The sequence below is a fragment of the Pontibacter oryzae genome (genome assembly GCF_003576375.1).
Lineage (GTDB): Bacteria > Bacteroidota > Bacteroidia > Cytophagales > Hymenobacteraceae > Pontibacter > Pontibacter oryzae.
In genome coordinates this window covers 197,442-219,830 of the sequence record NZ_QWGE01000005.1, presented here as the reverse complement: position 1 = coordinate 219,830, position 22,389 = coordinate 197,442, and the positions used below count along the sequence as shown (strand labels likewise).

14 protein-coding genes are annotated in these 22,389 nt (G+C 47.8%); 1 reads left to right on the top strand and 13 read right to left on the bottom strand.

Annotated features, from left to right (window positions below; all coding sequences use genetic code 11):
* The first annotated feature begins 43 nt into the window (after nucleotides 1-43).
* Nucleotides 44-3,601, top strand: a complete 3,558-nt coding sequence (locus tag D1627_RS15740; protein WP_119433231.1) for a PQQ-dependent sugar dehydrogenase — start codon at nucleotides 44-46, stop codon at nucleotides 3,599-3,601.
* A 90-nt stretch (nucleotides 3,602-3,691) separates the two neighbouring features.
* Here D1627_RS15740 and D1627_RS15735 read toward each other — a convergent pair whose 3' ends face one another.
* The 13 genes from D1627_RS15735 to D1627_RS15675 all read right to left on the bottom strand — a co-directional run bounded on the left by D1627_RS15735 (nucleotide 3,692) and on the right by D1627_RS15675 (nucleotide 22,332).
* On the bottom strand, nucleotides 3,692-6,580 hold the full coding sequence (locus tag D1627_RS15735) for a PA14 domain-containing protein (RefSeq protein WP_119433230.1): 2,889 nt from the start codon (nucleotides 6,578-6,580) through the stop codon (nucleotides 3,692-3,694).
* 612 nt (nucleotides 6,581-7,192) lie between these two features.
* Nucleotides 7,193-8,392: a glycosyl hydrolase gene (locus tag D1627_RS15730; protein ID WP_233555660.1), complete on the bottom strand. Its 1,200-nt coding sequence runs from the start codon at nucleotides 8,390-8,392 to the stop codon at nucleotides 7,193-7,195.
* 50 nt (nucleotides 8,393-8,442) lie between these two features.
* Nucleotides 8,443-9,282 (bottom strand): glycosyltransferase family 2 protein, encoded by an 840-nt coding sequence (locus D1627_RS15725; protein WP_119433229.1) that lies wholly within the window; start codon nucleotides 9,280-9,282, stop codon nucleotides 8,443-8,445.
* Between the two features lie 12 nt (nucleotides 9,283-9,294).
* Nucleotides 9,295-10,542, bottom strand: coding sequence for a glycosyltransferase family 4 protein (locus D1627_RS15720; protein WP_119433228.1), 1,248 nt, complete (start codon nucleotides 10,540-10,542; stop codon nucleotides 9,295-9,297).
* Complete coding sequence (locus D1627_RS15715) at nucleotides 10,539-11,474, bottom strand: nucleotide-diphospho-sugar transferase (protein ID WP_119433227.1); 936 nt, start codon at nucleotides 11,472-11,474, stop codon at nucleotides 10,539-10,541. Before D1627_RS15715 ends, D1627_RS15720 begins: the two co-directional genes overlap by 4 nt.
* A gap of 62 nt (nucleotides 11,475-11,536) precedes the next feature.
* Nucleotides 11,537-12,838 carry an O-antigen ligase family protein gene (locus D1627_RS15710; RefSeq protein WP_119433226.1) on the bottom strand — a complete coding sequence of 434 codons (1,302 nt, stop codon included), beginning with the start codon at nucleotides 12,836-12,838 and terminating at the stop codon, nucleotides 11,537-11,539.
* 12 nt (nucleotides 12,839-12,850) lie between these two features.
* The gene (locus tag D1627_RS15705) at nucleotides 12,851-14,053 is read right to left on the bottom strand and encodes a glycosyltransferase family 4 protein (RefSeq protein ID WP_119433225.1); all 1,203 of its coding nucleotides are present in this window, start codon (nucleotides 14,051-14,053) and stop codon (nucleotides 12,851-12,853) included.
* 41 nt (nucleotides 14,054-14,094) lie between these two features.
* Nucleotides 14,095-15,621: a lipopolysaccharide biosynthesis protein gene (locus D1627_RS15700; RefSeq protein WP_119433224.1), complete on the bottom strand. Its 1,527-nt coding sequence runs from the start codon at nucleotides 15,619-15,621 to the stop codon at nucleotides 14,095-14,097.
* 86 nt (nucleotides 15,622-15,707) lie between these two features.
* Nucleotides 15,708-18,080, bottom strand: a complete 2,373-nt coding sequence (locus D1627_RS15695; protein WP_119433223.1) for an exopolysaccharide transport family protein — start codon at nucleotides 18,078-18,080, stop codon at nucleotides 15,708-15,710.
* A gap of 4 nt (nucleotides 18,081-18,084) precedes the next feature.
* Nucleotides 18,085-18,849: a polysaccharide biosynthesis/export family protein gene (locus D1627_RS15690; protein ID WP_119433222.1), complete on the bottom strand. Its 765-nt coding sequence runs from the start codon at nucleotides 18,847-18,849 to the stop codon at nucleotides 18,085-18,087.
* Nucleotides 18,850-19,178: 329 nt separating this feature from the next.
* Entirely contained in the window at nucleotides 19,179-19,391 is a 213-nt protein-coding gene (locus D1627_RS15685) for a hypothetical protein (protein WP_119433221.1), read from the bottom strand.
* 270 nt (nucleotides 19,392-19,661) lie between these two features.
* The gene (locus D1627_RS15680; RefSeq protein WP_119433220.1) at nucleotides 19,662-20,969 is read right to left on the bottom strand and encodes a sensor histidine kinase; all 1,308 of its coding nucleotides are present in this window, start codon (nucleotides 20,967-20,969) and stop codon (nucleotides 19,662-19,664) included.
* Entirely contained in the window at nucleotides 20,953-22,332 is a 1,380-nt protein-coding gene (locus D1627_RS15675) for a sigma-54-dependent transcriptional regulator (protein ID WP_119433219.1), read from the bottom strand. Before D1627_RS15675 ends, D1627_RS15680 begins: the two co-directional genes overlap by 17 nt.
* Nucleotides 22,333-22,389 lie beyond the last annotated feature (57 nt).

Below are 22,389 nucleotides of genomic sequence, written 5' to 3'. Positions count from 1 at the left end.
TTGCGGTGCTTCTACACTTAATGTTAAACTATTATTACTCCTTATGAAGAAACTTTACGAAGCGTGGAGCACTCAAACTCTGCTCTTAAAGTATAAGTCTGCTTACCTGTTATTCTCAAAATCAACACGGTCGGTTTTGAGCTTCCTTATACTTCTTGTCGGCCTAAGTTTATCGTCTGGCGCATGGGCGCAACCAACCGGGTTTGTAGAAGAACAGGTTGGCGATGACTGGGAAGCAGCCGTGGGCATGACTTTCTCGGCAGACGGCGAGCGAATGTATGTCTGGGAAAAGGCAGGAAAGGTGTGGATTGTTGAGAATGGTAAAAGGTTGGCCGACCCGTTGATAGATATTTCTGAAGAAGTAGGAAACTGGGGCGACCACGGCCTCTTGGGATTTACCCTAGACCCTAACTTCAAGAGTAATGGCAACTTTTACCTGTTGTATGTAGTAGACCGCCACCATCTCATGAACTACGGAAAAGGCAGCTATAACTCTAAATCCGATGATTATAACTCTGCAACCATAGGGCGTGTCACGCGCTACACAGCAAAATCCAGCGATGGCCGACGCACCGCCGATTTGGCCAGCCGTAAGATTCTGCTCGGGGATAAGCCATCAAACGGCATCCCTATACTTTATATATCACATGGAGTAGGCTCGTTGGTTTTTGGGGAGGATGGCTCCTTGCTGGTTTCATGTGGCGATGGGGCCACAGCCGGCTGGCTGGATGCAGGCTACGACCCTGCGCAACCCAACGATACCTTTGTGCCTCAGGCCCTTGCCGATGGCATTATCACTGAAAAGCAAAACATAGGAGCCTTCCGGTCACAGCAGCTGGAATCGCTAAACGGTAAAATTCTGCGTATTAACCCGGAAACGGGCAAAGGCATGCCAAGCAACCCGTTTTATAAGTCCTCAGACCCTGATGCAGCTATCTCAAAAGTATGGGCCCTTGGCCTGCGCAACCCGTTCCGGTTTACCTTGCGCCCTGGTAGCGGTAACAGCACTAACCCAGGCGTGCTCTATATTGGCGATGTGGGCTGGCAGGATTGGGAAGAGCTGAACGTAGCTAAAAAAGGCGGGCTTAACTTTGGCTGGCCAATTTACGAAGGCCTGGAGCAGCAGCGGTACTATTTTCATAAACAAGTGTATAACACAAGCGCGCCAAACCCTATGTTTGGCGAAGGTAACTGTGACATAGAGTACTTCCGTTACGCAGACCTGATCAAGCAGCCCGTCCGCACCGGAGATCCATACTTCTTTAATCCCTGCCGCTACGAGGAAACCATTCCTGAAAACTATTATACTTTTGCGCATGCTCGCCCGGCAATCGACTGGGTTAACGACATTATTACCCAAGATGAAAACGGAAACGATGTTGTTCCTAAAGCTATCACCCGTACGGGCACATTTAACGGAGAAGATGCTGCTGTTGTAGGTATAGGTGAGGCTGGCTCACCGGTATCTGGCAAGCCATGGTACGGGAGCTCAGCCACTGGTGGCATTTGGTACACAGGCACGGCGCTGCCCGAGGAATACCGGAATACATACTTCTTCGGCGACTATGGCGCAGGCACCATACGCAACGCGGTTTTTGACGGGAACAATGACCCGAAGGCCGTTCGCAATTTTATAGATGAGAATGCAGTGGTCGTGGCTTTTGCCACTAACCCCGCTACAGGAGAGTTATATTACATCAACTACGCCACGCAGATCAAGAAAATATCATACTATGGCGATAACCTTCCGCCAAAAGCTGTGGCTAAGGCTGATAAGCTGTATGGTAAAAGCCCGCTAACGGTTAAGTTTACCGGGAGCGAATCCTCTGACCCCGAAGGGCAGAACCTTACCTATTCCTGGAACTTCGGCGATGGGTCAGCACTAGCCACTACAGCCAATCCAACGCATACCTTTACGGGCACCGGGGTGGGTAAGGAGTATCTGGTGACGCTAACGGTGACTGATGCCGCTGGCCTATCAACCGAGGCTAAACTAACTATAACTCTGAACAATACACCACCTGTTGTTAATATCACAAGCCCTGCTGAAGGCACAAAGTATACCTTAAGCCAGAGCACAACGTATGATTTACGTGCGGATGTTACCGATGAAGAGCATAGCGGCAGTAGCCTGAGCTACGAATGGCAAACAGTGCTGCACCATAACACACACGTGCACCCAGAGCCCATTGACAGGAAAAAGGAAACCACCACTACCATTACTCCGATCGGCTGCGACAGCGAGATATACTTTTACCGCATACACTTAAAAGTAACAGATGAGGGAGGCCTTTCAGCTTCTGATTATGTAGATGTTTACCCGGATTGCAGTGGAGGCATCAAGGCAGCAGTTGCTCTGTCGTCTCCGGCAAATAATGCTTCCTTCGAGGTAGGCGCAGCCATACCCTTAAAGGTAACCTTTGCCGATGCTGACCGTGGCTGGGCTAAGGTAGAATACTTCAGAGGAACTACATTGATTGGAGAAGCCACCTCAAGTCCGTTTAGCTATACTTGGAATGGCGCAACAGCCGGAACCTACAGTATAACTGCCAAGGCTACGGATGCGGGTGGTCATAGTGTAACTTCTGAAGCCATTAATATCTCGGTGGGAGGTAATAAGCAAGGGGAGCTTACGGATTGCCTTCCGGGTGTGGCACACTACTTTGGTTTCGACAAGGCTGAAGTCCAGGCGTTTGAAGACTATGCCTCAGCTACAGTAGCTGAGTGTACAGACTGCCCTGTGTCTACAACAGGCAAGTTCCACAACGCGCTTAAGTTTGCAGCCGGTACTAAAGTAGACATCACTGATGGCACCAAGTTTAACTGGAGCGAGAACGCTGATTTTACTATCTCTCTTTGGATGAAAACAGAGGCGAAGCAATCAGGCAACTCTGTGCTGATCGGGCGTGATGCTAAGGATTCGGAAGTACATTGGTGGGTAGGCCTTAACGAGAATGCCCAAGCCATGTTCATGTTAAAAGATACTGAGCACATTGGTATTTACGTTGGCGGCAATGGGCCATCTCTAAACGATGGAAACTGGCACAAAATAGTGGCTGTACGCGATGGTACTAACCAAAAAAGCAAGCTTTATGTAGATGGCGTTTTGCTGTCAGAAGCTGATTATTACTACGTGCGCAATTTTGAAACACCTGCGCCCATTAACATTGGCTACATGAACCGCGATGCCGGCTATCATTTTGTGGGCTTAATGGATGAGTTGAAACTATATGGCAGAGCCATCTCAGAAGAGGAGGTGGGGGCAACCTTTAATAGCGGCCAAGGCAGTTATTGTGGGCTTACGCCACTTGGTATAACAGATAACAAGACTTTCTCAGGAGTTTATGAAGTCTTCCCGAACCCAACGCAAGCAAGCCAGATTAATGTGTTCGGCTCTAAACTGGAACCTGGCGAAAAAGTGATGCTTAAACTGACAGACATGGTTGGCAAGGTTATACTTGAGCAGAAAGCAACTGCAAGCCCAGATGGCACGCTGCAGTTAACGATTCAACCTAAGAGAGCCATCACTTCAGGTTTATACAATCTGCTGCTTTCTTCCGAGGAGCGTACTTTAAACCGCAAAGTAGTGATTGTTGAGTAAATGTACTTCAGCTGAATAAGCAATAGTAGTTGTAAATGAAAGAGGCCTGCAAAATTTGCAGGCCTCTTTGTTGTGATATGATTTAAGGAGTTATTCCTTCACAATTTTAATGCTGTCGCTGTGTCCGGCTTTGTCTGTATACTTCAGGATATAAAGACCGGTTTTAAGATCAGCCAAGTGGATAGAAACTTTATTGTTTACCAGTGTAAGCTGCTTCTCTTCATAAACCACACTGCCAGTCTGGCTAAGTACAACAAGCTGCTCCAGTTCTACTTCCTTGTCACCAAAGTCCAGGGTAACCACATCGCGGAATGGGTTCGGATAAGCTGTTGTCTGTGCGAAGAACGGATTAGAGTCTGCTACCTCAGACACATGGCTTGAAGACAAGTTCTGGAAAGAATCTCCAATTGGAGAAAGTCTGTTTCCGGCAATCGGAGCCTCTTTGGCACCACTTGGCAACTGCCATGCTACGGCTACGTTGTCACCGCCGCCACCTTGCAGGTGAAGTGCTTCGATGTAGTAACGCTTGCCGGCTTCAAGCGTGATTTTTGCAGACTGCTGTGAGCTATGCTTTGTCCATTCGCGGCTGTAAGTCCAGTCAGCTACATGAGCAATCTTCTTCTTGTCATCGGCATTCTCCGATGTGCTCAGGTAAAGCTCTGCCTTGTCATCACCAGCGATCCAGAAAGTATACTGACCAGATTCAGGAGCAGTGATGTATCCACTGATACGCTGACCATAGTTGTTGGTAGAAGTAGATGGCGCCTCAAAGCTAGAAATCTCTTTTGTGCTGTTTGGCTTATTCTTAACCGGTATTGAGTTTATACTCTTACCATGTACATTTAACCACTGATCTAGCGTGATTTTGCCGGTTGCATAAACTGGCTTAGACGTAGTTGGAGGTGTAGTTGTTGCCGGAGGCGTTGTAGGTGTTGTTGTCACAGGGGCCTGGCTACCGATCGGAGAAAGTCTGTTTCCGGCAATCGGTGCCTCTTTGGCACCACTTGGTAGCTGCCATGCAACAGCCAGGTTATCTCCGCCACCTTCTTGCTTGCTTAGCGCCTCAATGTAGTAACGCTTGCCGGCTTCCAGGTTAATCTTGGCAGATTGCTGCGAGCTATGCTTTGTCCAGTCACGCGAGGCAGTCCAGCTGCTGTTGTAAGCAATTTTCTTCTTGCTGCCTTCGCTTTCAGAAGAGCTCAGGTATAGCTCAGTTTGGTCGTCACCGGCAACCCAGAAAGTATACTGTCCGGATTCAGGAGCTGTGATGTAGCCTCTGATGCGCTGGCCATAGTTATTGCCTTTGCCAGATGGTGCCTCGAAAAGTGTAACCTCAGAAGAGCTGGTTGGCTTTTGTGATACAGGTATCACAGATATACCGGAACCATGAACATTTGCCCAGAACTCGTGTGTAATTTTGCCTTCAGCTTTAACCGTTGTAGATGTAGAAGGCGTACCTGGGTTAGGAGTAGGTGTAGGTGTTGTAGCAACAGGAGCAGTTACGCCAATCGAAACAGCACCAGAAGTTTTAGTAGCACCTGCGTTATCAAACGCCTTCGCGGTCAACGAGTAAGTACCTACATTGGCATTGTTCCATGTGTAGCTGAAAGGAGCATTTGTGTCTTCGCCAAGCTTCACAGAACCCTGGTAAAATTCCACTTTGGTGATAGAGCCATCGTTATCTGTTGCATTTGCATTGATTACAATAGCGTTACCCTGTACAAAGCTCGTGTTAACTGAAGGAGACGTGATGGCCACATTTGGGGCCTGGTTAGCCGGAGCAGAACCACCTGATCCGTTAGGGCCAAGTACTACACCGTTTTTGCTAAGCTTGCTCTGCCACATGTTATACTCATCCTTCTCAGACTGCTTGTTAATTGGATTAGGAAGGAATGTGTTATTGGTGAAATCAGCGTTCTCAGCCACAGAAATATCGTTTCTGTTATTCGTATAGCCCCAGGCCACAATGCCTACCACGTTATTGTCGATGGAGTTTGCGAAGGTTGTGTTATGCTTGTAATAGTCCTTGCTCCAAAGGCCGGAAGTGTACATGCTATACTTTGAGCCGTTGTCGAAAGTGGCAGCGTTAACAGCTCTGTTATGGTGGTAGCGGATGTTGTTACCACCGGCTATACCCATTGAGTAATTACCTAGGCCAACCAGTTGGTTTTCGTAAGCTTCGATGTAAGCTGGGCAATCGTTGATGCCTGCGTCACCGTCTGTGATGATACCACCACCAGAATACTTTGTGCCATTGGCCGGTGCAGGATACGCACCCTGAATATAGTTGTTATGGATACGGATAGGGCTACCTGCCATACCACGGGTGTTGTAGATATTGATGTTATCCTCTACCAATGATTTGTCTGCCTCATTCGTAACTTGGTTCCAGGCAACTTCCGCATACTTAATAGCACCCTTGAAGTTGAACTGCACAAACTGAGAGTGCTCCTTATCGCCACCATGTACACGGCCATCGATGTTTTTAGCAATGTTGTAACGGATTTTTATACCCTCATTAGGTGTATTATCGCCTTCGTAACGCGTGCCAGCGTAAATACCGGCAGTGCTTTCCATGTAGCAATTTTCTACTACTAGGTTCTGGAAGTTGTTAACAGTTATAAAGCGGCGCGGCTTCTTGTAGTTTTTGTAAGGAGTTTGTGGATTACCGTAACCGTTTGTGTGTCGTACAGTTAGGTTAACAGAGTATCCCCAGCTTTTGATAAGGTAACCGGCACCACGGATGTTTGAGTTTTCGATAATCACTGGCTCGCTGGTTCTGATTTCTACAGCGGCTACTTCTGAGTCTTTGGATTCCCAGTTTCCTTTATAGGTACCTCCCTTTGTGATAACGAGTGGCCCGCCATAACTCTGGGCGAATACCGTAGAGGGTAGGAACACGAACAGCACGTAGGCTAAGATTTGAGCTAGTATAATTTTACCAGCCCTCTTGTTCAGGTTAGAGGTTAATGAATTCATTTACTTTGGCTAAAAGTTGAGAACTTAGATTTTTTTGCGTTTTGTCTTCTGTTAAAACTCTGACGATACCTTTGGCTTTAGCACCGTTGTCTGAGTTTTGTCTAGTCAATTCTCCACGGTTAAGTGGCGCTGTAGAGTTAAGTTGTTCATATATTGATTGTTGCAAATATAGACAGGAAAATTTTAGAAATCATAGCCTTTAGTTAAAAAATCTCTAAAAAATTATATGAGACTTGAAATTATTAAATTAAGCATTAATTGAAAATGCCCGTATGTTAACTGTTTTTCAGTGTTTTGGCTTTTTGATTCTCAATAATAAATTTTTAAATCACGTTTTATTTACATTAAATATTACTTATAAAAATTTATACTTTTCAAATTTGCAGGATATGTTATGTCTATATATAAACTTAGAATCAGAAACAGTTAGCATCAAAAAAATGCATAATTATAGATGTATATGATTATATAGATAATTAGATATTTGAAAGGCTTAAATTTGTACTTTTCAACTGTGGAATAATTCCACACATTTGAACTTAAAAAAATAAATATGCTCTCAATGCCAGGAAATGGGGTTCAAATTCCACAAAGTGTGTAGTTTATCCTGTGTTATGAGCTTAGCTGTGGACCTAATTTAATGCCGTTTTGAGATACTTTTTGCGTCCAGCGTTTAAATTCGTTATGCTCCAATTTTTTAGTAACAGAATCCGGTAAAAGGTAATTACTGTACTCAGCGGCTGCAACAAAAGTGCTGTCAAAGATATCGTTGCGCCAAGTGCGGGTCTTGCCCAAAACAGCCAAGGTGTTATGATGCATACTGTTGGCAAAAGTGTTATCGCGCTTGTAGTAATCTTTAGCCCAAATTCCGCCCGTCCAGAAATGGTAAGGCTTGCCGTTGCTAAACACAGCTGCCACAACTGCCCTGTTATGATGCATATTGATATGGTTACCCCCAGCTATACCAAGGCAATAGTTGCCAAGCCCTACAAGTTGGTTCTCGTACACTTCTACGTAAGCTGTCGCGGTTAAAGAGTCGGTGCCGGGAGAGTCTGTGAGTATTCCGCCGCCAGAGTACTCTTCCAGCTCTAAGGGGTAAGGAAAAGCGCCTTGTATGTAGTTATTATGAATGAGGATAGGGGAGTAGGGCGCTCCACGCGAGTTGTATATGTTAATGTTATCCTCAACAGCCGATGTGCCTGGCCTGTTTATCACTTGGTTCCATGAAATCTCTGCGTTAGGCACCTCGCCCCGATAGTTAAACTGCACAAACTGCACCCGCTCTTTGCCGCCGTAAATCTGCCCGTTAATATCCAGGGCCTTGTTAAACCGGATGCAAATGCTCTCAGTAGAGCTTCCGTTGCCCGTATATTCCACGCCCAGGTAAATGCCGGCTGTTTCCTGCATGTAGCAGTTCTCAACAACTACATTCCTAAAGACATCAATAGCCACAAACCGGCGAGGCTTTGCGTAATCGGCATAAGGGGTAGGCGGAAGACCATAGCCACGCGTGTTGCGTACTGTTATATCAGCTCCGTAGCCTTGGCTCCTGATCAGGAAACCGGCACCGCGCACATTAGCGTTCTCAATAACTACCGGCTCACTGGTTCTAACATCTACGGCGGCAACATCAGCATCCCTGGATTCCCAGTTACCTGTGTAGGTGCCGCCTTTTGTTATTATAATGGGCCCGCTATAGTTGGGCGACGCTGCTTTCGGAGAATTTCTAACAGTGCGGCCAAGGCTAAGTATGGCAATCGAAGTAAATAAGGCAAGTATAAAATAGAACCAGCCCTTGCTATACCGCAACATAAAGCTGCGAAAGCAAGGGCTAGCATATGATATGGCCTTAGAAAGCACAGTTATTTTAGCATATAGCCGAAAATACGACGAGCATAGCCGTTAGCCAGGTAGTATGGAATGTACGGCGGCGGACAATTTTTAAGAGTAAATCGTGTGAAATCGCGCAGGTTGCCACCTCCTTTAATATCAAACAGGTGTTTATAGAAGTTGTTAAACGATTTGCTTTGGCGGTTTTTACGCTCGCCGCTCTCCTCAGGGTAAGTATAGAGCTTTGCGTCGTAATTCACATAAAGCTCAAAACCGTTGCGCAGGGCTGTGTGCGTAAAATCGTAATCTGCCACGTAGTGCGGGAATCTGTCCTGGTCGAGCAGGCCAATTTTCTCGAATACGGCCCGTGGAATAAGCAGGCCACGGCCAGGCAATTGCGATACTTTATGAAGGCCAACCTGCTGCTCTTTGGGCAGCTCCTCCAATAAATAGCGTACCTTGTTACGTTTAAAGTCTACTATCTCACCTCCAAAGGCAGGCTCTCGCGTGCCGGCATCCATCTCCAGTGCACCGATTACAGCAGCAGGCTTCTTAGCCATCCATATATAGGTATTCTCGATGTAGTCTTCGGCTACCTCCAGGTCATTGTTTAGCGTCATGACATATTCGGCGCCTAACTGCAAGGCATGCTTAATACCCATGTTCACGCTGGCCGTCCAGAACAGGTTTCCATCCCCGAAGAGTATTTCAACCTCCGGAAATTCCTCGCGCAGCATATCCGCAGTGCCGTCAGTGGAGCCATCGTCCACTACAATTACTTTGTACTTCTGGTTAGTGCCACGCTTTAGCGAGAGGAGGCATTCTCTGGTGAAATTCTTTCTGTTGAATACAGGTATAACTATGTATAGCATTTTTGTTAAGGGCTAGTGTTCAATTGTAAGCTCGGCGGGCTGCGCCTGGGTATACTTACTGTAAAACTCGTTGATGTGTTGTGTCTTCAGCGTCCAGGTCTGAGACTTGGAAAACTTGTAGCCGGTCATCCCCATCTGCCTACGTAGCAGGGGCTGGTCGTAAAGTTTTTCTACGGCAGCGGCTATGTCGTGAACAGTTTGCGGAACCGTTGTTACAGGTACTTTAATGCCTGCATCGTCAGGCACCAGGTTTTTGCCGCCGTGCAAGTCCAGCGTTACAATTGGCAGGCCATAGGCCATGGCTTCCAGAAACTGCGCAGCGCTGGAATCTCGGAGGCTACAGAACAGGAACAGATCGCTTTGCGTATAGGCTCGCTTCACTTCCTCCCAAGGCACCTGGCCTTTCCAGGTAACTTTGCCCTGCAATTTATACTCCTCAATCCAGCGGGGCACGAAGTCGTGCATAGGGCCATCGCCAAGTATGGTTAGCTCGAAATTGACATCGGGGCGCACCTTGCTTAGCGCTTCCAGCACGAGTGGCAATCCCTTACGGGCAAACAGGCGGCCAACCCAAAGTATTTTCATGGTTTCATCTGGGATTCGCTCAGGGTATGCCTCCGGGTAAAAATCTTCCGGCAAGCTGGTGTCCAGGAACATTTTAGGGTTAAGCGCCCCCACGCGTTGCGCCATGTCATACGTGTCTTGGTTGGTAGTGAGCACCAGCGAGGCATGGCGCATGGCTTTGCGCGCATTAGGGTTCAAAGCCAGCAGCAGCTCACTGGTAAGCGTTCGGAACACTTCCATCTTCCACCAGCGGTAAAAGTATTTTTTAAAAGCGCGCGGTGCTTCCTGGCCGCCACCTGTAGGGCCGAAAATTAGCGGCTTGTTGAGGCGCCAGAGCGCTGTACCCATTTGCAGGCTCCCTAATGTTACATGGTGAACCAGGTCGAAATTTATACGTTGGTCCAGCTCTTTTGCCTGTAGGTAGGCACGGTGCTGCCATACCATGTAGTGCAAGTATACACCGGGCTGGTATTTATATACTTTATTTATCCAGGCCGGAACATCTACAAATACTATGTGCAGGTTGGGCATGGCAAGCAACTCCACCTCGCGCTCAATTTTATCGCGGCCTTCGGTGGTGGTCAGGCACCATACTTCGTGCCCCATCTTAGCCGTGCTTAATGCCCAGTTCCAGCCGTTGCCGGGTTCTGAACCGCGGTGAGGCTCACAGGCGTATGCTGATAAAAGTAATTTCATAGGCTAAAGCTGAATAAGGCTTTAAGTTTAGCGCTAGCTTTGTCGCGCATCATTTTATTGAAGTTACGGCGGTCAGACTCCACATCCCGGATCACAAACTTAGGATGGCGCAGCGGAAAGGTAATCTCCTCTTCATGAACCTGAGCCTTTTTATCGTGCAGGTTAAACGTATGGGTGGCATCCTCCCCGAATCCTATGTTACGTACTAAGTTAACCTCCGGCACAATACAGAGGCCCGAGTTGCTGTACACGGTAAACTCCCATTGGTAATCCCAAACATCGCCTTTCTGGATGTTTATGAATGTCTCCTCTAACTTACTAAGCCTATACTTCTCCTCAAATTTATTAAGGAAAATGCCATTAAGGTAGCCTTTCTGCTTGAGTTCCTGGTAGTTGCCGAGGTTAAAGTCATAGAGTTGCCAGGCTCGGCGCCAAGTGGCCCAGCCCCAGCTGTTTACTTTATCCGAAAAATAGTAAGAGTAGTCTGAGTCGCGGCGCCAGCCATCCAGGTAATTGTTGCCGCTTATGTGCATCACGCGGGTATCGGTTTTATACTTCTCCAGCATCTCCTGGCAAAACCAGAAAAAGCTTTTGGACGGAATGCAGTCATCCTCAAGTATGATTCCTGTTTCTTCGTTCTCAAAAAGCCAGGAAATAGAGCGGGAGGGAGCCACGCCGCAGCCCAGATTCTGCTCCTGAAACAGGGTTTTCACCTCACAGTCCCAGTCGACCTGCTCTACAATGCGGCGAGTTTCGGCGCAGCGTACGGCGTCTGTGCCTACGTGCGGTCTCGGGCCATCAGCTGCAACGTATAGCTTCTTGGGCTTTACCTGCCTGATGCGGTCGAATACTTTTTGTGTGGTGTGTGCGCGGTTAAATATGATTAGCAACACCGGAGTGTGCAATGGTTCTTGCGGTATAGAAGTACTCATACAAGTAATAAGGGTTTTGGTATATACTTCTACTGCTATTTAAGCGAAGAAGTTGTGGCTTTTTAAGCACTTTGCAGCGCTTTCTGAGCCACGGTTCGGCGCGCTTTCATACGCAGGCCTGATTGACGGATAAAAGTAGGATACTCTACGCGTTCCATTTCTATGGCAGCAATGGCCCAACCCAGCACACCGTAGAAAAACACAGGCAGCACGTACGATACCCCGAATACGAAACCACTACTGATAAAGGCAACCAGTAGGATTTGGTTGATGGTAAGCACGCGCATCCGGAATGCTTTCAGGATGGGGTAAAGCGCGATGAGTAAGTATAAACCAAACCCGATCAGGCCAGTGTAGAAGAAGATCTCCACATAAAAGCTGTGGAAGTGGTGTCCGTTCCCGTCCTCAAAAACGGGGGCGTCAATGTCGTCGCGGTAAAACTGGATCGGGAGCTCAAAGCCCTCAAAGCGCATGCCTGTCAAGAAATTGTTTTCGATGAACGGCAAGTATGACATCCACTGCTGGTAGCGCCAGCCGCCCGTGCCCTGGCTTTCAAAGTTTTCGATATCAGAAAAGCTTTCCTGCACCTTATCCACGATCTCCGGGTGAATCGAGAGTATAAACCCACTGGCAACCACGCCCAATATGCCCACTATAGTACCTATAGGTAGGAGCTTTGCCATAATGTTGATGGGCTTATCTGTCTTGAACTGGATAAGCAGATAATAGACCACCAGCACAAATGCAGTAGAGATCCAGACGGTACGGTGCTGAAAAAAGAATATCAGAAACAAGACAAAGAAGGCCAAAAACAGGCTGAGGAACTTGCTCTTATAGAAATAGTTGCTCAGGAAGTATAAAAAAGGCACCACCAGCATGTACACGGATGTGGAATATACCCCTCGCTCATGGTTTGTAAAGGCAGACAGGCTAAGTGTTTGCGGATTAACCAACAGCACGTTCAGTAGAAAACCGCCAAGTATAAACCATGTAACATGCTTTGTTTTAACATGGTAGTTGCTTTTGTAATAGGCATATACAAAAAAAGCATAGGCAAACTGAAGCACCTTAACAAACACGTGCGGGTAAATCATAAAAGAGCCGTAAACATACTTCGACTCAAACACCAGCGCTGCCACATAAAGCACTAGCAGGAAAAACGCCAGCCGCATATATGACGACATCCGCTGAAAGAAAAGGCTGCAGTAGACTAACGAAATGCCAGCCATTACCTTTACCGTTATGTTTAGCAGTGCTCCCTGGGCATCCGGGTTGTCTGGTGCCGCAAGCTCGATAAACATCTGGTCCATGATCAGGATAAGGGCCAGCGGTATAACAAAGAGGAAAGTATAATTCAGCTTCATGCGCAGGTATGGTTATGCTCCTACAATAGCATCGTTATGGCTACGCTCTCTGTTACGGCGTGGTTTTAGGGGCCTGCCAAGAATTTGCGCATAATAGGCAAGGTGCTCCTCCACAATCACGTCCTCGGAGTAGTTGTCGCGGGCAAATGCATAGGCATGCTGGGTTATACGATGACTTAGCTGCTTGTCATCTACCAGTCTGAGCACACAATCTGCAATAGCCTCCGGAGAGTTAATGTCGCAAAGCATTCCTGCTTTTCCGCCATCGAGCAAAGTAGGCACATAGCCGCTGGCTTCACCACCAATTACAGGTGTAAGCGCAACCATCGCCTCAAGCAAAACCATCCCGAAAGATTCTTCGCGGGCAGGGTGTAACAGCGCCTTGGCGTAGGTTATTTTCTGTAATACAGTCTCGTAAGGCTGCACACCCAGGAACTTCACGCCATCCTCTATGCCATGCTCGCGTGCATACTGCTGGGCTTCGCCTCCAGGCTCCATGCCGGCTCCAAGCATGTGGTACTCTAGCTCTGGGTGTTTCTTTCTTACCTGCGCAAATGCATGCAGTGCGGTACTGAAGTTTTTACGGTTAGAGAAACCCATGCCCACTGATACAATGTAATTCTCCTTCTGCGCTGGTAAGCTCAGCTGCTCTTCCAACTCAGCAGGGTAGAAATTATTAATTGTCTTGGTTTTGCGGCGCGTGCCTTTATCTAGCATGTTGTAGGTGTAACTGGAGTTGGCAATCAAGTGGCTGCTTTTAGTTACAACGATGTAATTGATTGCCCAACGCACCAGCCTGAACATATCGCGGTGTTGCAGAAGTATCTGTAAGGCAACGTCATGGAGGCTTACAACTGTAGGGATTCCTGTTCGTAACGCAGCCCAGGCATACTCATAAGACCAAAAGGCGCTTATAAAATCGCAGGGGTGCTGCTGTATTTGCTTCTGGAGCTCCTTTACCTCGAACTGAAAGAAACGGCGCCCGGGTTGTGGCAATTGCTGTGCAATGCAAACTTTCAGGTGCTTGCCCTCAAGTACCATGGGTTTGTCTATGACAGGTGAATTGGTATAGGCCACCACATCATAGCCGCGGTGCAGCAGGGCATTTATAAAATGTGTCGGTAACGGAAAAGCATTGGTCACTGGCAGGTTCTGGCCCCTAAATTCCCAATCCAGTAATGTTAAATCTATCGGTCCGCAAATTCCTATGGTCATATAGCAAATTCTAACTTGTAAAAAAGGGAAGCAAGGGGTTACTAAGCCTCCTTTAAAATGTATGATTTATACTTGTGAATGAGCCGGCCCGAAGTCGAGTCGGTGTTACTGTTAAGGCCCATTTTATTGAGGACCATTTGTAGTTCTGCACGAAGCAGTTTGTGCGGAAACAACAGCGTAAGCGCCAGGAGCAGCACTGCTCCGGTTAGGATCTGTGCGGCAAACACCAGCAGCACCGGCGCATCGGCCCCGCGCAACAAAGTGCTAACCAGGTATATGCCTAGGGCTACCAGTAAGCCATTTATCACTCCAGGCAGGTAAATTGATAGCTGTTGCCTGTATGGTAACTGGAGCACGCTGAGCATGACGCGCTGGTACATTGCCATGCGCACCATTTCACCGATCAAAACAGCAAAGGCAAAGCCTACCAATCCATACTCCCGAAGGAGGTAGAACAAGCCGCTGATTACAAGTATAAATACGATATTAAGAACGATCTTTACGTTAAGTACGGCCTTGGCATCGCAAACGATACCAGCAAACATGGTTATAAAGCTTAATGCTATAGCCAGGCTTAGTACTTGCAGCACCGGCACCGACTCTCCCCACTGTGCGCCCAGGATTATACGGACAAGCTCAGGGGCCGCCACCGAAATACCCAGGCAGGCCGGAATAACAAGGGCAGCCAGCAGTGTAATGCTGGAAAGGTAAATGCGGCCAAGCTTCTTGATGTCATTCTGGATCTTGCTGAAACTTGGGAACACAACCTTCGTGAAAGTGCGCGTAAGCATGTACATGGGCAGGTTAACCAGCATGTAGGCTCGGTTATACAAACCCAGCTTATAAGACCCAAGTACGCGGCCAATAAGTATAGTCCCGAACTCCTGGCTCAAAAACTCCAGGAAACTAATAACCGACATGCGGCTGCCGTAGCTAAACAGGGGCTTATAAGGGGCCCAGCCAAACTGCAGCAGTACGCTGTGCCGAACAATGGCATACGTACCAACGGCAGTAAGCGTAGCCTGAAGCAGCGTGGCGTATATTAAGCTCCATACTCCAAAGTCCAGGTAGGCAAGCACGATACCTACCCCTAAGTATGAAATTACATACGAGATGATTTCGATGATGCTGATAGCCTTAAAGCGCATTTCTCGCTCCAGCAAGCTGAGCGATGTAATAGAGATTCCGTTAACCAAAAAGGAAAGCGCCATGACGCGTACGATGGGCGCAACATCCGGGTTTTCGAAGAATCTTGCTGTTAGCGGTGCTGCCAGCCAAGTTATACCCGTAAAAAGCAAGCCTAGCAGAAACGAAGCTGTAAAGGCCGCCCGAATGTGCTGTGGCTCTAGTTCTTCTTTCTGAATAAGCGCCTTGGTAAGGCCCATGTTTGCAAAATAGCTTCCAAACCGGAGTATAACGCTGGAGATGGCCACCAAACCGAAAGCCTCTGGTGCCAGCAGGCGGGCCATGGCAGAAGTATAACCAATCTGCATGACTGCATTGGCTACGGTAGCCGCTGATCCCCATTTAAGTCCGCTGACAGCTTTAGAGGCTAAATTTTTACTCATTCGTGTTTAGGTATTAAGGTAACAGGCAGGCTGCAGCGTTTCACTGTAACCTGCCTGCTTTTTGGTAATGTTGAAGTGGCTTGGCGCTAGGCGTAATAGTAACTGCCTTTACGCTTATAGCCGTATTCGTATGTTTTGTCGTAGTTCAGGTCGTTGATGATCATGTAGATATCTTTCACCTTTTTAGACGCATACAGATCGTTGATCTGGGTCAGCATTTCTTTGTTAGTATACTTATGCTTCACCACATACAGGTTTACATCCATATGGCGCATCAGCACAAAGTACTCCGACACAAAACCAATTGGAGGGGTATCGATAACCACATAGTCATACTTGTCTTTCAGCAGGGCTAGCAACTCCTGCATTTTCGGAAGCTCCAGCAAATGCAGGGCATTGTTTGGAATAGGCCCGCATGGTATGATATCCAGGTTCTCCACCTCTGTTTTCTGAATAACCTCTTCCAATGGTAGGCCCTGTGTTAAGAAAGAAGATAAGCCAACAGATTCTGATACCGGGAAGTATTTGCCAAACGTGGGTTTACGCATATCCGACTCAATCAGTACTACACGCTTGCCCGACATAGCCAATTCCGAGCTGAGGTTAACAGAACAGAAAGTCTTGCCTTCGCCAGAGATAGACGATGTAACGCCAATCACCTTAAAGTTGCTGTTAGACATCAGGTACTGCAGGTTAATGCGTATGGACCTGAACGACTCAGCGATGGCAGAGCGCTGGTTATTTAGCACAGCCAGTTTGTCTGACTTGCTGCCATGCGCCACCACACCTAGGAAAGGTATGTTAGTGATGTTGCCCAAATCGTTTTTGCCCTGGATAGTGTTATCCACATTATCCATCAGCACAATGAAACCGGCAGGTATGGCCAGGCCGATAAGCAGTGCCAACAGGTAAATCATTTTAGGCTTAACGTTTACCGGGGCGTTGCCCACCATAGAGGCGTGGTCCACAATTTTCTTGTCGGTGGCGTTGGTGGCGAGGGCAATAGCTGCCTCGGCACGTTTCTCCAGCAGGAAATCATACTTTTTGTCGATAAACTCAGACTGGCTTTGCAAGTCCATCAGCTTGCGCTCGTTTTCCGGTAATGAGGCTAAGTTTGATTCTATCTTGCCGATGCGCCCATTCACGTTGTTGATCGATATATCAGCCGACTCAATTAAGTTTTGCAGGTTAGCTACAATTGCACCGCGGGTGTTTTCAATTTCTCCCTCAATTTTGCGCAGCATTGGGTTATCTGCCGTGGCATTTACCCTGTAGCCGGCCTTTTTCTGGTTAAGCTCAGCAAGCTGCAGAAACAAGTTGTTTAGGATAGGGCTTTGAATACCTGCCACCGTTGGCGAAACCGATTGTGCAATACCGTTGCCGTTCTTAATTTGGTCGAGTATGTTGGCATAATACGTACGGTCGGTATTCAGGCGCGCGCGCTCGGCCTCTAACTGCGAGAGTTTCTCATAGTTGATATTTGACTGCACATTAATGTTAGCAATACGGTTGTTTGAGCGGAACGACGAAAGCGCCTGTTTGCTTTGGCGGAGCGAGTCAGAGAGTGTGCCTAACTGGCTGTCAATAAACTCCAGGGTTTTAAGGCCGTTGTGGTTCTTCTCCTTCAGGTCGTTGGCCACGTACTCCGACATTAGCGTGTTGAGGAAAGCAATCTGCTTATCCGGGATGCTGCCTTTGCTCTTTAAAACCAGTACGCGTGCCTCACGCTCTATTGGCGTTACCGAAAGGGCGTTTTGCTGCTGCTTAACCTGGCTTTCGAGGCTATTGATCACGAAGTAGTACTCTTTGCCTGGCTTGGTATCTTCTACCTTGCTGCGGTGCAGCGTAAAGCTGAGATTACCGTCTTTATAAGCTTCCCCAAAATTTAAGGTTTTCTTAAACTCGATAGAGGGAATAGAGCCTACTATGGAATGGGTCCGGAAATCATAGCGCGGTACGTTTTCACTCTCAATGGTAAGCTCATACGTGTTGTCATCCAGCAGGCGCACCTTTAAGGGAATATCAACCAACTGATACGAAGTAGTATCAAGGTCCACCACATAGGGTGCGGTTTCGTATTGCTCCTCAATTTCTAGGTTGGTGATGTTGTTGAGCCAGTGGTTAGTTACTTTATAGTATGATACAGAGAAATCAAGTTTGCTCAGGGCCTGTTTTACCATTTCGGCGGACTGCAGCAAGCCAATCTCATCTTCCACTTTTATACCTTTGCTCTGCACATCAAGCACTTCTAGCAATTCCTGCGCTTTTTTAGAGCCCGTTTGCTGGTCTCCGAGCAACAAGGTAGACTGGTACTCAAATATACGCGGGGAGCTCTTTACATACACGTAAGCAGCCGCCAGGGCGATCACAGAGAAAGCAGCAAAAAGGTACCATTTAGACCTGAATTTAAAGAGCCAGCTCTTTAGGTCAATTTCATGCTCTTGTTTATTTTTCTTCATTCGTTTACTTAAACAAATTATATAATAGTGCCCCTGTAGATATTACCCCAAGCACGGCATTCACAATCACCAGGTTGTTACGCTTTAGCTGTGTCTCAAGAGGCTCCACATAAATTACATCGTTGGGCATCAGGTAATAATACTGTGATTGTACGAGGTTAGGATCTTTGAGGTCTAGCAAGACCACCTCCGATGCGCCATCTTTTTGGCGGATGAGCTTTACGCTTCCACGATTGGCTGCATCGGTCAAATCGCCAGCAAGGCTAAGGCCCTCCAACAGGTTTGCCTTTTCGTTGTAGATATAAAAATACCCCGGATTTCTAACCGCGCCTAATACGCTTATTTTGAAACTGATAAGCTTTACAACCACAGTTGCATCCATGATGTAGCGATTCAGGTTACTCTGGATCAGGTCCTGTGTTTGCGATGTTGTCAGTCCCTCTACCTTTAATTTGCCAACGGTTGGTAAATTAATAAAGCCTTCGTTGTCGATGGTGTAGCCGCTCAGGTACATGCTACCGGGCTCGGATACGCCAAAAGCGTTGCTAGGGTTTACAATATTGAAGATATTAGACATGTCTGGGTCCACGCTCAGTACTTTCACAGAAAGCACATCGTTGGCTTGCAGTTTATAGGCAGTGAACCGGGTTTTGAACTCTGTGGGTACATAAGGCTTAAAATCAGGATTCTGCATGTAAACGAGCTCTTTCTTTGTAACGCAGGAGGCGGCTAATAGCAGTAGCAAGAGAAAGCAAATAAAATTTCTCATGGTTAAGGGTGCTTATACGTATAGGGCAGCCATGTGCCACACACGTATAAATTGCTTTGGTTTAAGTGATTAGATTTTTACTGTGAACTGCCGGAAAAATCGGCTTAGGCTTATATACTTTACCCCGCTTAAAAAGATGCTTTTTATAGGTAATATTTTGAATATTTAATAAATGTGCAGGCCTATAGTATGGCTGGGAAGGGGAGGCTCGCCTTATACGGGCTTCAGAGCGAGGTAATAGGGAAATAAAAAAGCCATTTCTGAGTTACCGAATGGTAAGTTCAGAAATGGCTTTGACTTTAGCTAAAAGTGGTGTTTATATAATGTATTTACTCAATCCACTTCGTGCGGCGCTGCTTTGCAGGCTGCTTACGCTGTTGCTGCATGCGCACAGAATCTTTGGGTTGCCGGACAAGCTGCTGAGCAAAACCTTTGCCATGCTCTACAATACCACCCTTTAATCTCCATCCTTGTGGCAGAAAACCAGCCACTTCTACTGCTAACCCCTCAAGGTCAGGTGCGATAATAATATTGTACTCCATATTTCCTTTGACTAACAATTAAGTACAATATAAATAAAATCAACATAGGTTGTATGGCCGCGCTACGATTTTTTTAACAATCTTGTTACATTCTTTTTAAATTAAAGTGATATGCCTGAAAAGTTAAATTATTTTTACGGATTAGGGCTTATTTTATAGTATAAATACTATTTTGAATAATTGATGGGTGCTAGTAATGGGGTAAATGGTTCCAATTAGAACGGAACTTTAATTAAAGAAAGGCTAATTTATAAACACAATTAATGCTCATCACTGCTGATGTAAATTGATAATAAAGGAAGTAAGGCCGTTTCCAGTATCGCTGAGGGAGAAGGTAAAGCCGTGGTTCATTAAAATATCGCGCACCATGGTTAGGCCTATGCCTTGGCCAGTTTTTTTGGAAGTATAAAACGGCGTGAAAAGGTGCTGTTTAATATCTGCTGGAATGCCGCCACCGTTATCTGTAATACTGATGTGAGGTGGGGTTGCAACGGCCTCAATGGTGATCTCGCCCTCTGAACCTATGGCTTCCATGGCGTTCTTGAGTATGTTCAGTAAAACCTGCTCCATCTGCTGCCTATCCAGGTTTGCAAAAATTGGTTGAGGGGCAGGGTGCCAATGCAACGTAATTTGGCGTCTGTCTAGCTCTGGCTTAATAAGGCGTTGCAGGTCCGTTAGTAATTCTTGTACATGTGTAGGTTCTTTTCTGGGCTGAGGCAGGCGCACTACATCCGCAAAGTTAGCCATAAAGCGGCTCAGGTTGGTGTTGCGGTCGGTGGCAACCTGCAGCACATGCTCAAAATCAGGCCGGTCGTGGGGTGTTAGCTGTGGCGCGTAGTATTGCAGAGAGCCAAATATGGAATTAATGGCACCGGTCGTGTTGTTCACCTCATGCGACATGACACGGATAACTTTTTCGTAAGCCTGACGCTCGTTGTGAAGTATGGCCTCTGTTAGCTCCTCAATCAAAATAAAATAATGCTGAAAGCCGCGGTCCAGGAAGTGGGCGCGGTGGCAACGGTAGGTCCAGGTGCCGTTTACACGAAACGTAACGGATTGGCCCGTGGGCAGCTGCTGTAGCTGGCTGGCCCAGGTTTCGGGGAGCTGGCTCAGGTGGCAACCCTGCAAGTCAGCGAGCTTTTTGCCGAGGTAGCGCTCGGCGGCTGGGTTCAGGCCTTCCACCTGGTTATCAAAACCCAAAAGTATAATGCCGGCCGGCGAGGCTTGTATCAGCTTCTCGAGCAGGAAGTTTTTCTCGGCCTGCGCCACGCGCTCCTGCCGCAGCTGGTGTATCATGCGGTTATACACATTTACCAAATCGTCCAGGTCGCGCTGGCCAACGGCTGTGAACGTGGTAGAGAAATCCTTATCCTTGATAGACTCGATGCCTGCCCGGATCAGGTTTAGCGGTTTAAAGAAAGAACGGTAAAGCTGCACGGTTACTAACACCGATACAAGTATGAGCAACTCCATGCCCAGAAACATCCACTTGTTTTGCTGCAGCAGGTACCACGTTAGTATGGCCAGCAGGCTGTGCACAAACACAGCGAAAAGTATGAACTTAGTCCGCAGGGTCATAGGGGATGTTAAACTTGTCGAGGCGGCGGTACAGGGCGGCCCTGCTCAGGCCCAGCGCGCGGGCCACTTTGCTGATGTTGTTATGGTAAAAGCGCATGGATTTCCGGATCATGGATGCCTCCAGTTCTTCCAGCGTCATGGTGCCTACGGCGGGTAGGTTCTTGTCGCCGGGCTTGGCGGGGCTTTGCTGCGCCTGCGCCTTGAAATCGTCGGCTTCCAGCATGTCGTTTTCCGCCACCAACATGGTACGCTCCACCAGGTTCTTGAGCTCGCGGATGTTGCCTGCCAGGTGCAGGTTTTTTAGCCATTGCAACGCGCGCGGGCTTACCTGTAGCTGCGGGCGGTTATAGGTAAGCCGAAGGTTAGCCACAAAGTACTGCACCAATAGCGGAATATCCTCTTCCCGGTCGCGCAGGGCAGGGAGTTTTATCTTGATCAGGTTGATGCGGTAGTATAGATCCTCCCGGAACCTGCCTTCCTCCACCAGCTTTGCCAGATCGCGGTTGGTGGCGCAAACCACCCGGATGTCGAGCTTGCGGGAGCGGCTGTCGCCGAGTACCTCGTAGGTCCGGTCCTGGAGCACGCGCAGCAGCTTTACCTGGCTGCCCATGTCCAGCTCGCCAATCTCATCCAGGAAAATGGTGCCCTTGTTTGCCAGCTCAAAGCGGCCTGCCCGGTCCGATTTGGCATCGGTAAAGGCGCCGCGCCTGTGCCCGAACATCTCGCTCTCGAACAGGGTGGAGGATATGCCGCCAAGGTTCACCTTAACGAAAGGCTGCGATTTGCGGAGGCTGTTCCGGTGGATAGCCTCCGCAATCAGCTCCTTGCCGGTGCCGCTTTCGCCTTCAATCAGCACTGAGGCATCGGTTGGGGCAATCTGGCCTATCTTTTTCAGGATTTGCAGCATTTGCTGGTCCTGGGCAATAATGTTTCCGAAATCATACTGCTTGTCCAGCTTGCTGCGCGAGAGCGATGTGCCAGCATCCTGCGTTTGCGCAGACAGGCTGAGAGCTGTTTGCACAGACTGCAGCAGGTAGTCGTTGCTCCAGGGCTTGGTGATGAAATCAAAGGCCCCCAGGCGCATACCCTCCACGGCCAGGCTAATGGATCCCCAGCCGGTTATAAGTATGATGGGCAGTTGCGGATAACGTGCCTTGAACTGCTCCAGCAACGCAATGCCATCATGCCCGGTGGTATCAATAGAGAAATTCATATCCATGATCACGAGCTCGAAGGCATGCTGCTGAGCCAGCGCGAGCGCTTCGTTGGGGTCCGAGGCTTCACGGGTTTTGTAACCGTTCTGTTTTAGGAGCAGCCCAAGCGAGGCACGAATGGCAACATCGTCGTCTACAATCAGGATCATGGTGGATGTATGAAATCAGGTTTGAAATATAAATATAAACAATTATGGCAATCTGGG

Bases quoted from the DNA above. Each gene is read 5' to 3' on its own strand.
- D1627_RS15680 (WP_119433220.1), bottom strand. From the start codon at position 20,969: ATGACCCTGCGGACTAAGTTCATACTTTTCGCTGTGTTTGTGCACAGC.
- D1627_RS15735 (WP_119433230.1), bottom strand. From the start codon at position 6,580: ATGAATTCATTAACCTCTAACCTGAACAAGAGGGCTGGTAAAATTATA.
- D1627_RS15725 (WP_119433229.1), bottom strand. From the start codon at position 9,282: ATGCTATACATAGTTATACCTGTATTCAACAGAAAGAATTTCACCAGA.
- D1627_RS15690 (WP_119433222.1), bottom strand. From the start codon at position 18,849: ATGAGAAATTTTATTTGCTTTCTCTTGCTACTGCTATTAGCCGCCTCC.
- D1627_RS15715 (WP_119433227.1), bottom strand. From the start codon at position 11,474: ATGAGTACTTCTATACCGCAAGAACCATTGCACACTCCGGTGTTGCTA.
- D1627_RS15685 (WP_119433221.1), bottom strand. From the start codon at position 19,391: ATGGAGTACAATATTATTATCGCACCTGACCTTGAGGGGTTAGCAGTA.
- D1627_RS15705 (WP_119433225.1), bottom strand. From the start codon at position 14,053: ATGACCATAGGAATTTGCGGACCGATAGATTTAACATTACTGGATTGG.
- D1627_RS15720 (WP_119433228.1), bottom strand. From the start codon at position 10,542: ATGAAATTACTTTTATCAGCATACGCCTGTGAGCCTCACCGCGGTTCA.
- D1627_RS15730 (WP_233555660.1), bottom strand. From the start codon at position 8,392: ATGTTGCGGTATAGCAAGGGCTGGTTCTATTTTATACTTGCCTTATTT.
- D1627_RS15675 (WP_119433219.1), bottom strand. From the start codon at position 22,332: ATGATCCTGATTGTAGACGACGATGTTGCCATTCGTGCCTCGCTTGGG.
- D1627_RS15710 (WP_119433226.1), bottom strand. From the start codon at position 12,838: ATGAAGCTGAATTATACTTTCCTCTTTGTTATACCGCTGGCCCTTATC.
- D1627_RS15695 (WP_119433223.1), bottom strand. From the start codon at position 18,080: ATGAAGAAAAATAAACAAGAGCATGAAATTGACCTAAAGAGCTGGCTC.
- D1627_RS15740 (WP_119433231.1), top strand. From the start codon at position 44: ATGAAGAAACTTTACGAAGCGTGGAGCACTCAAACTCTGCTCTTAAAG.
- D1627_RS15700 (WP_119433224.1), bottom strand. From the start codon at position 15,621: ATGAGTAAAAATTTAGCCTCTAAAGCTGTCAGCGGACTTAAATGGGGA.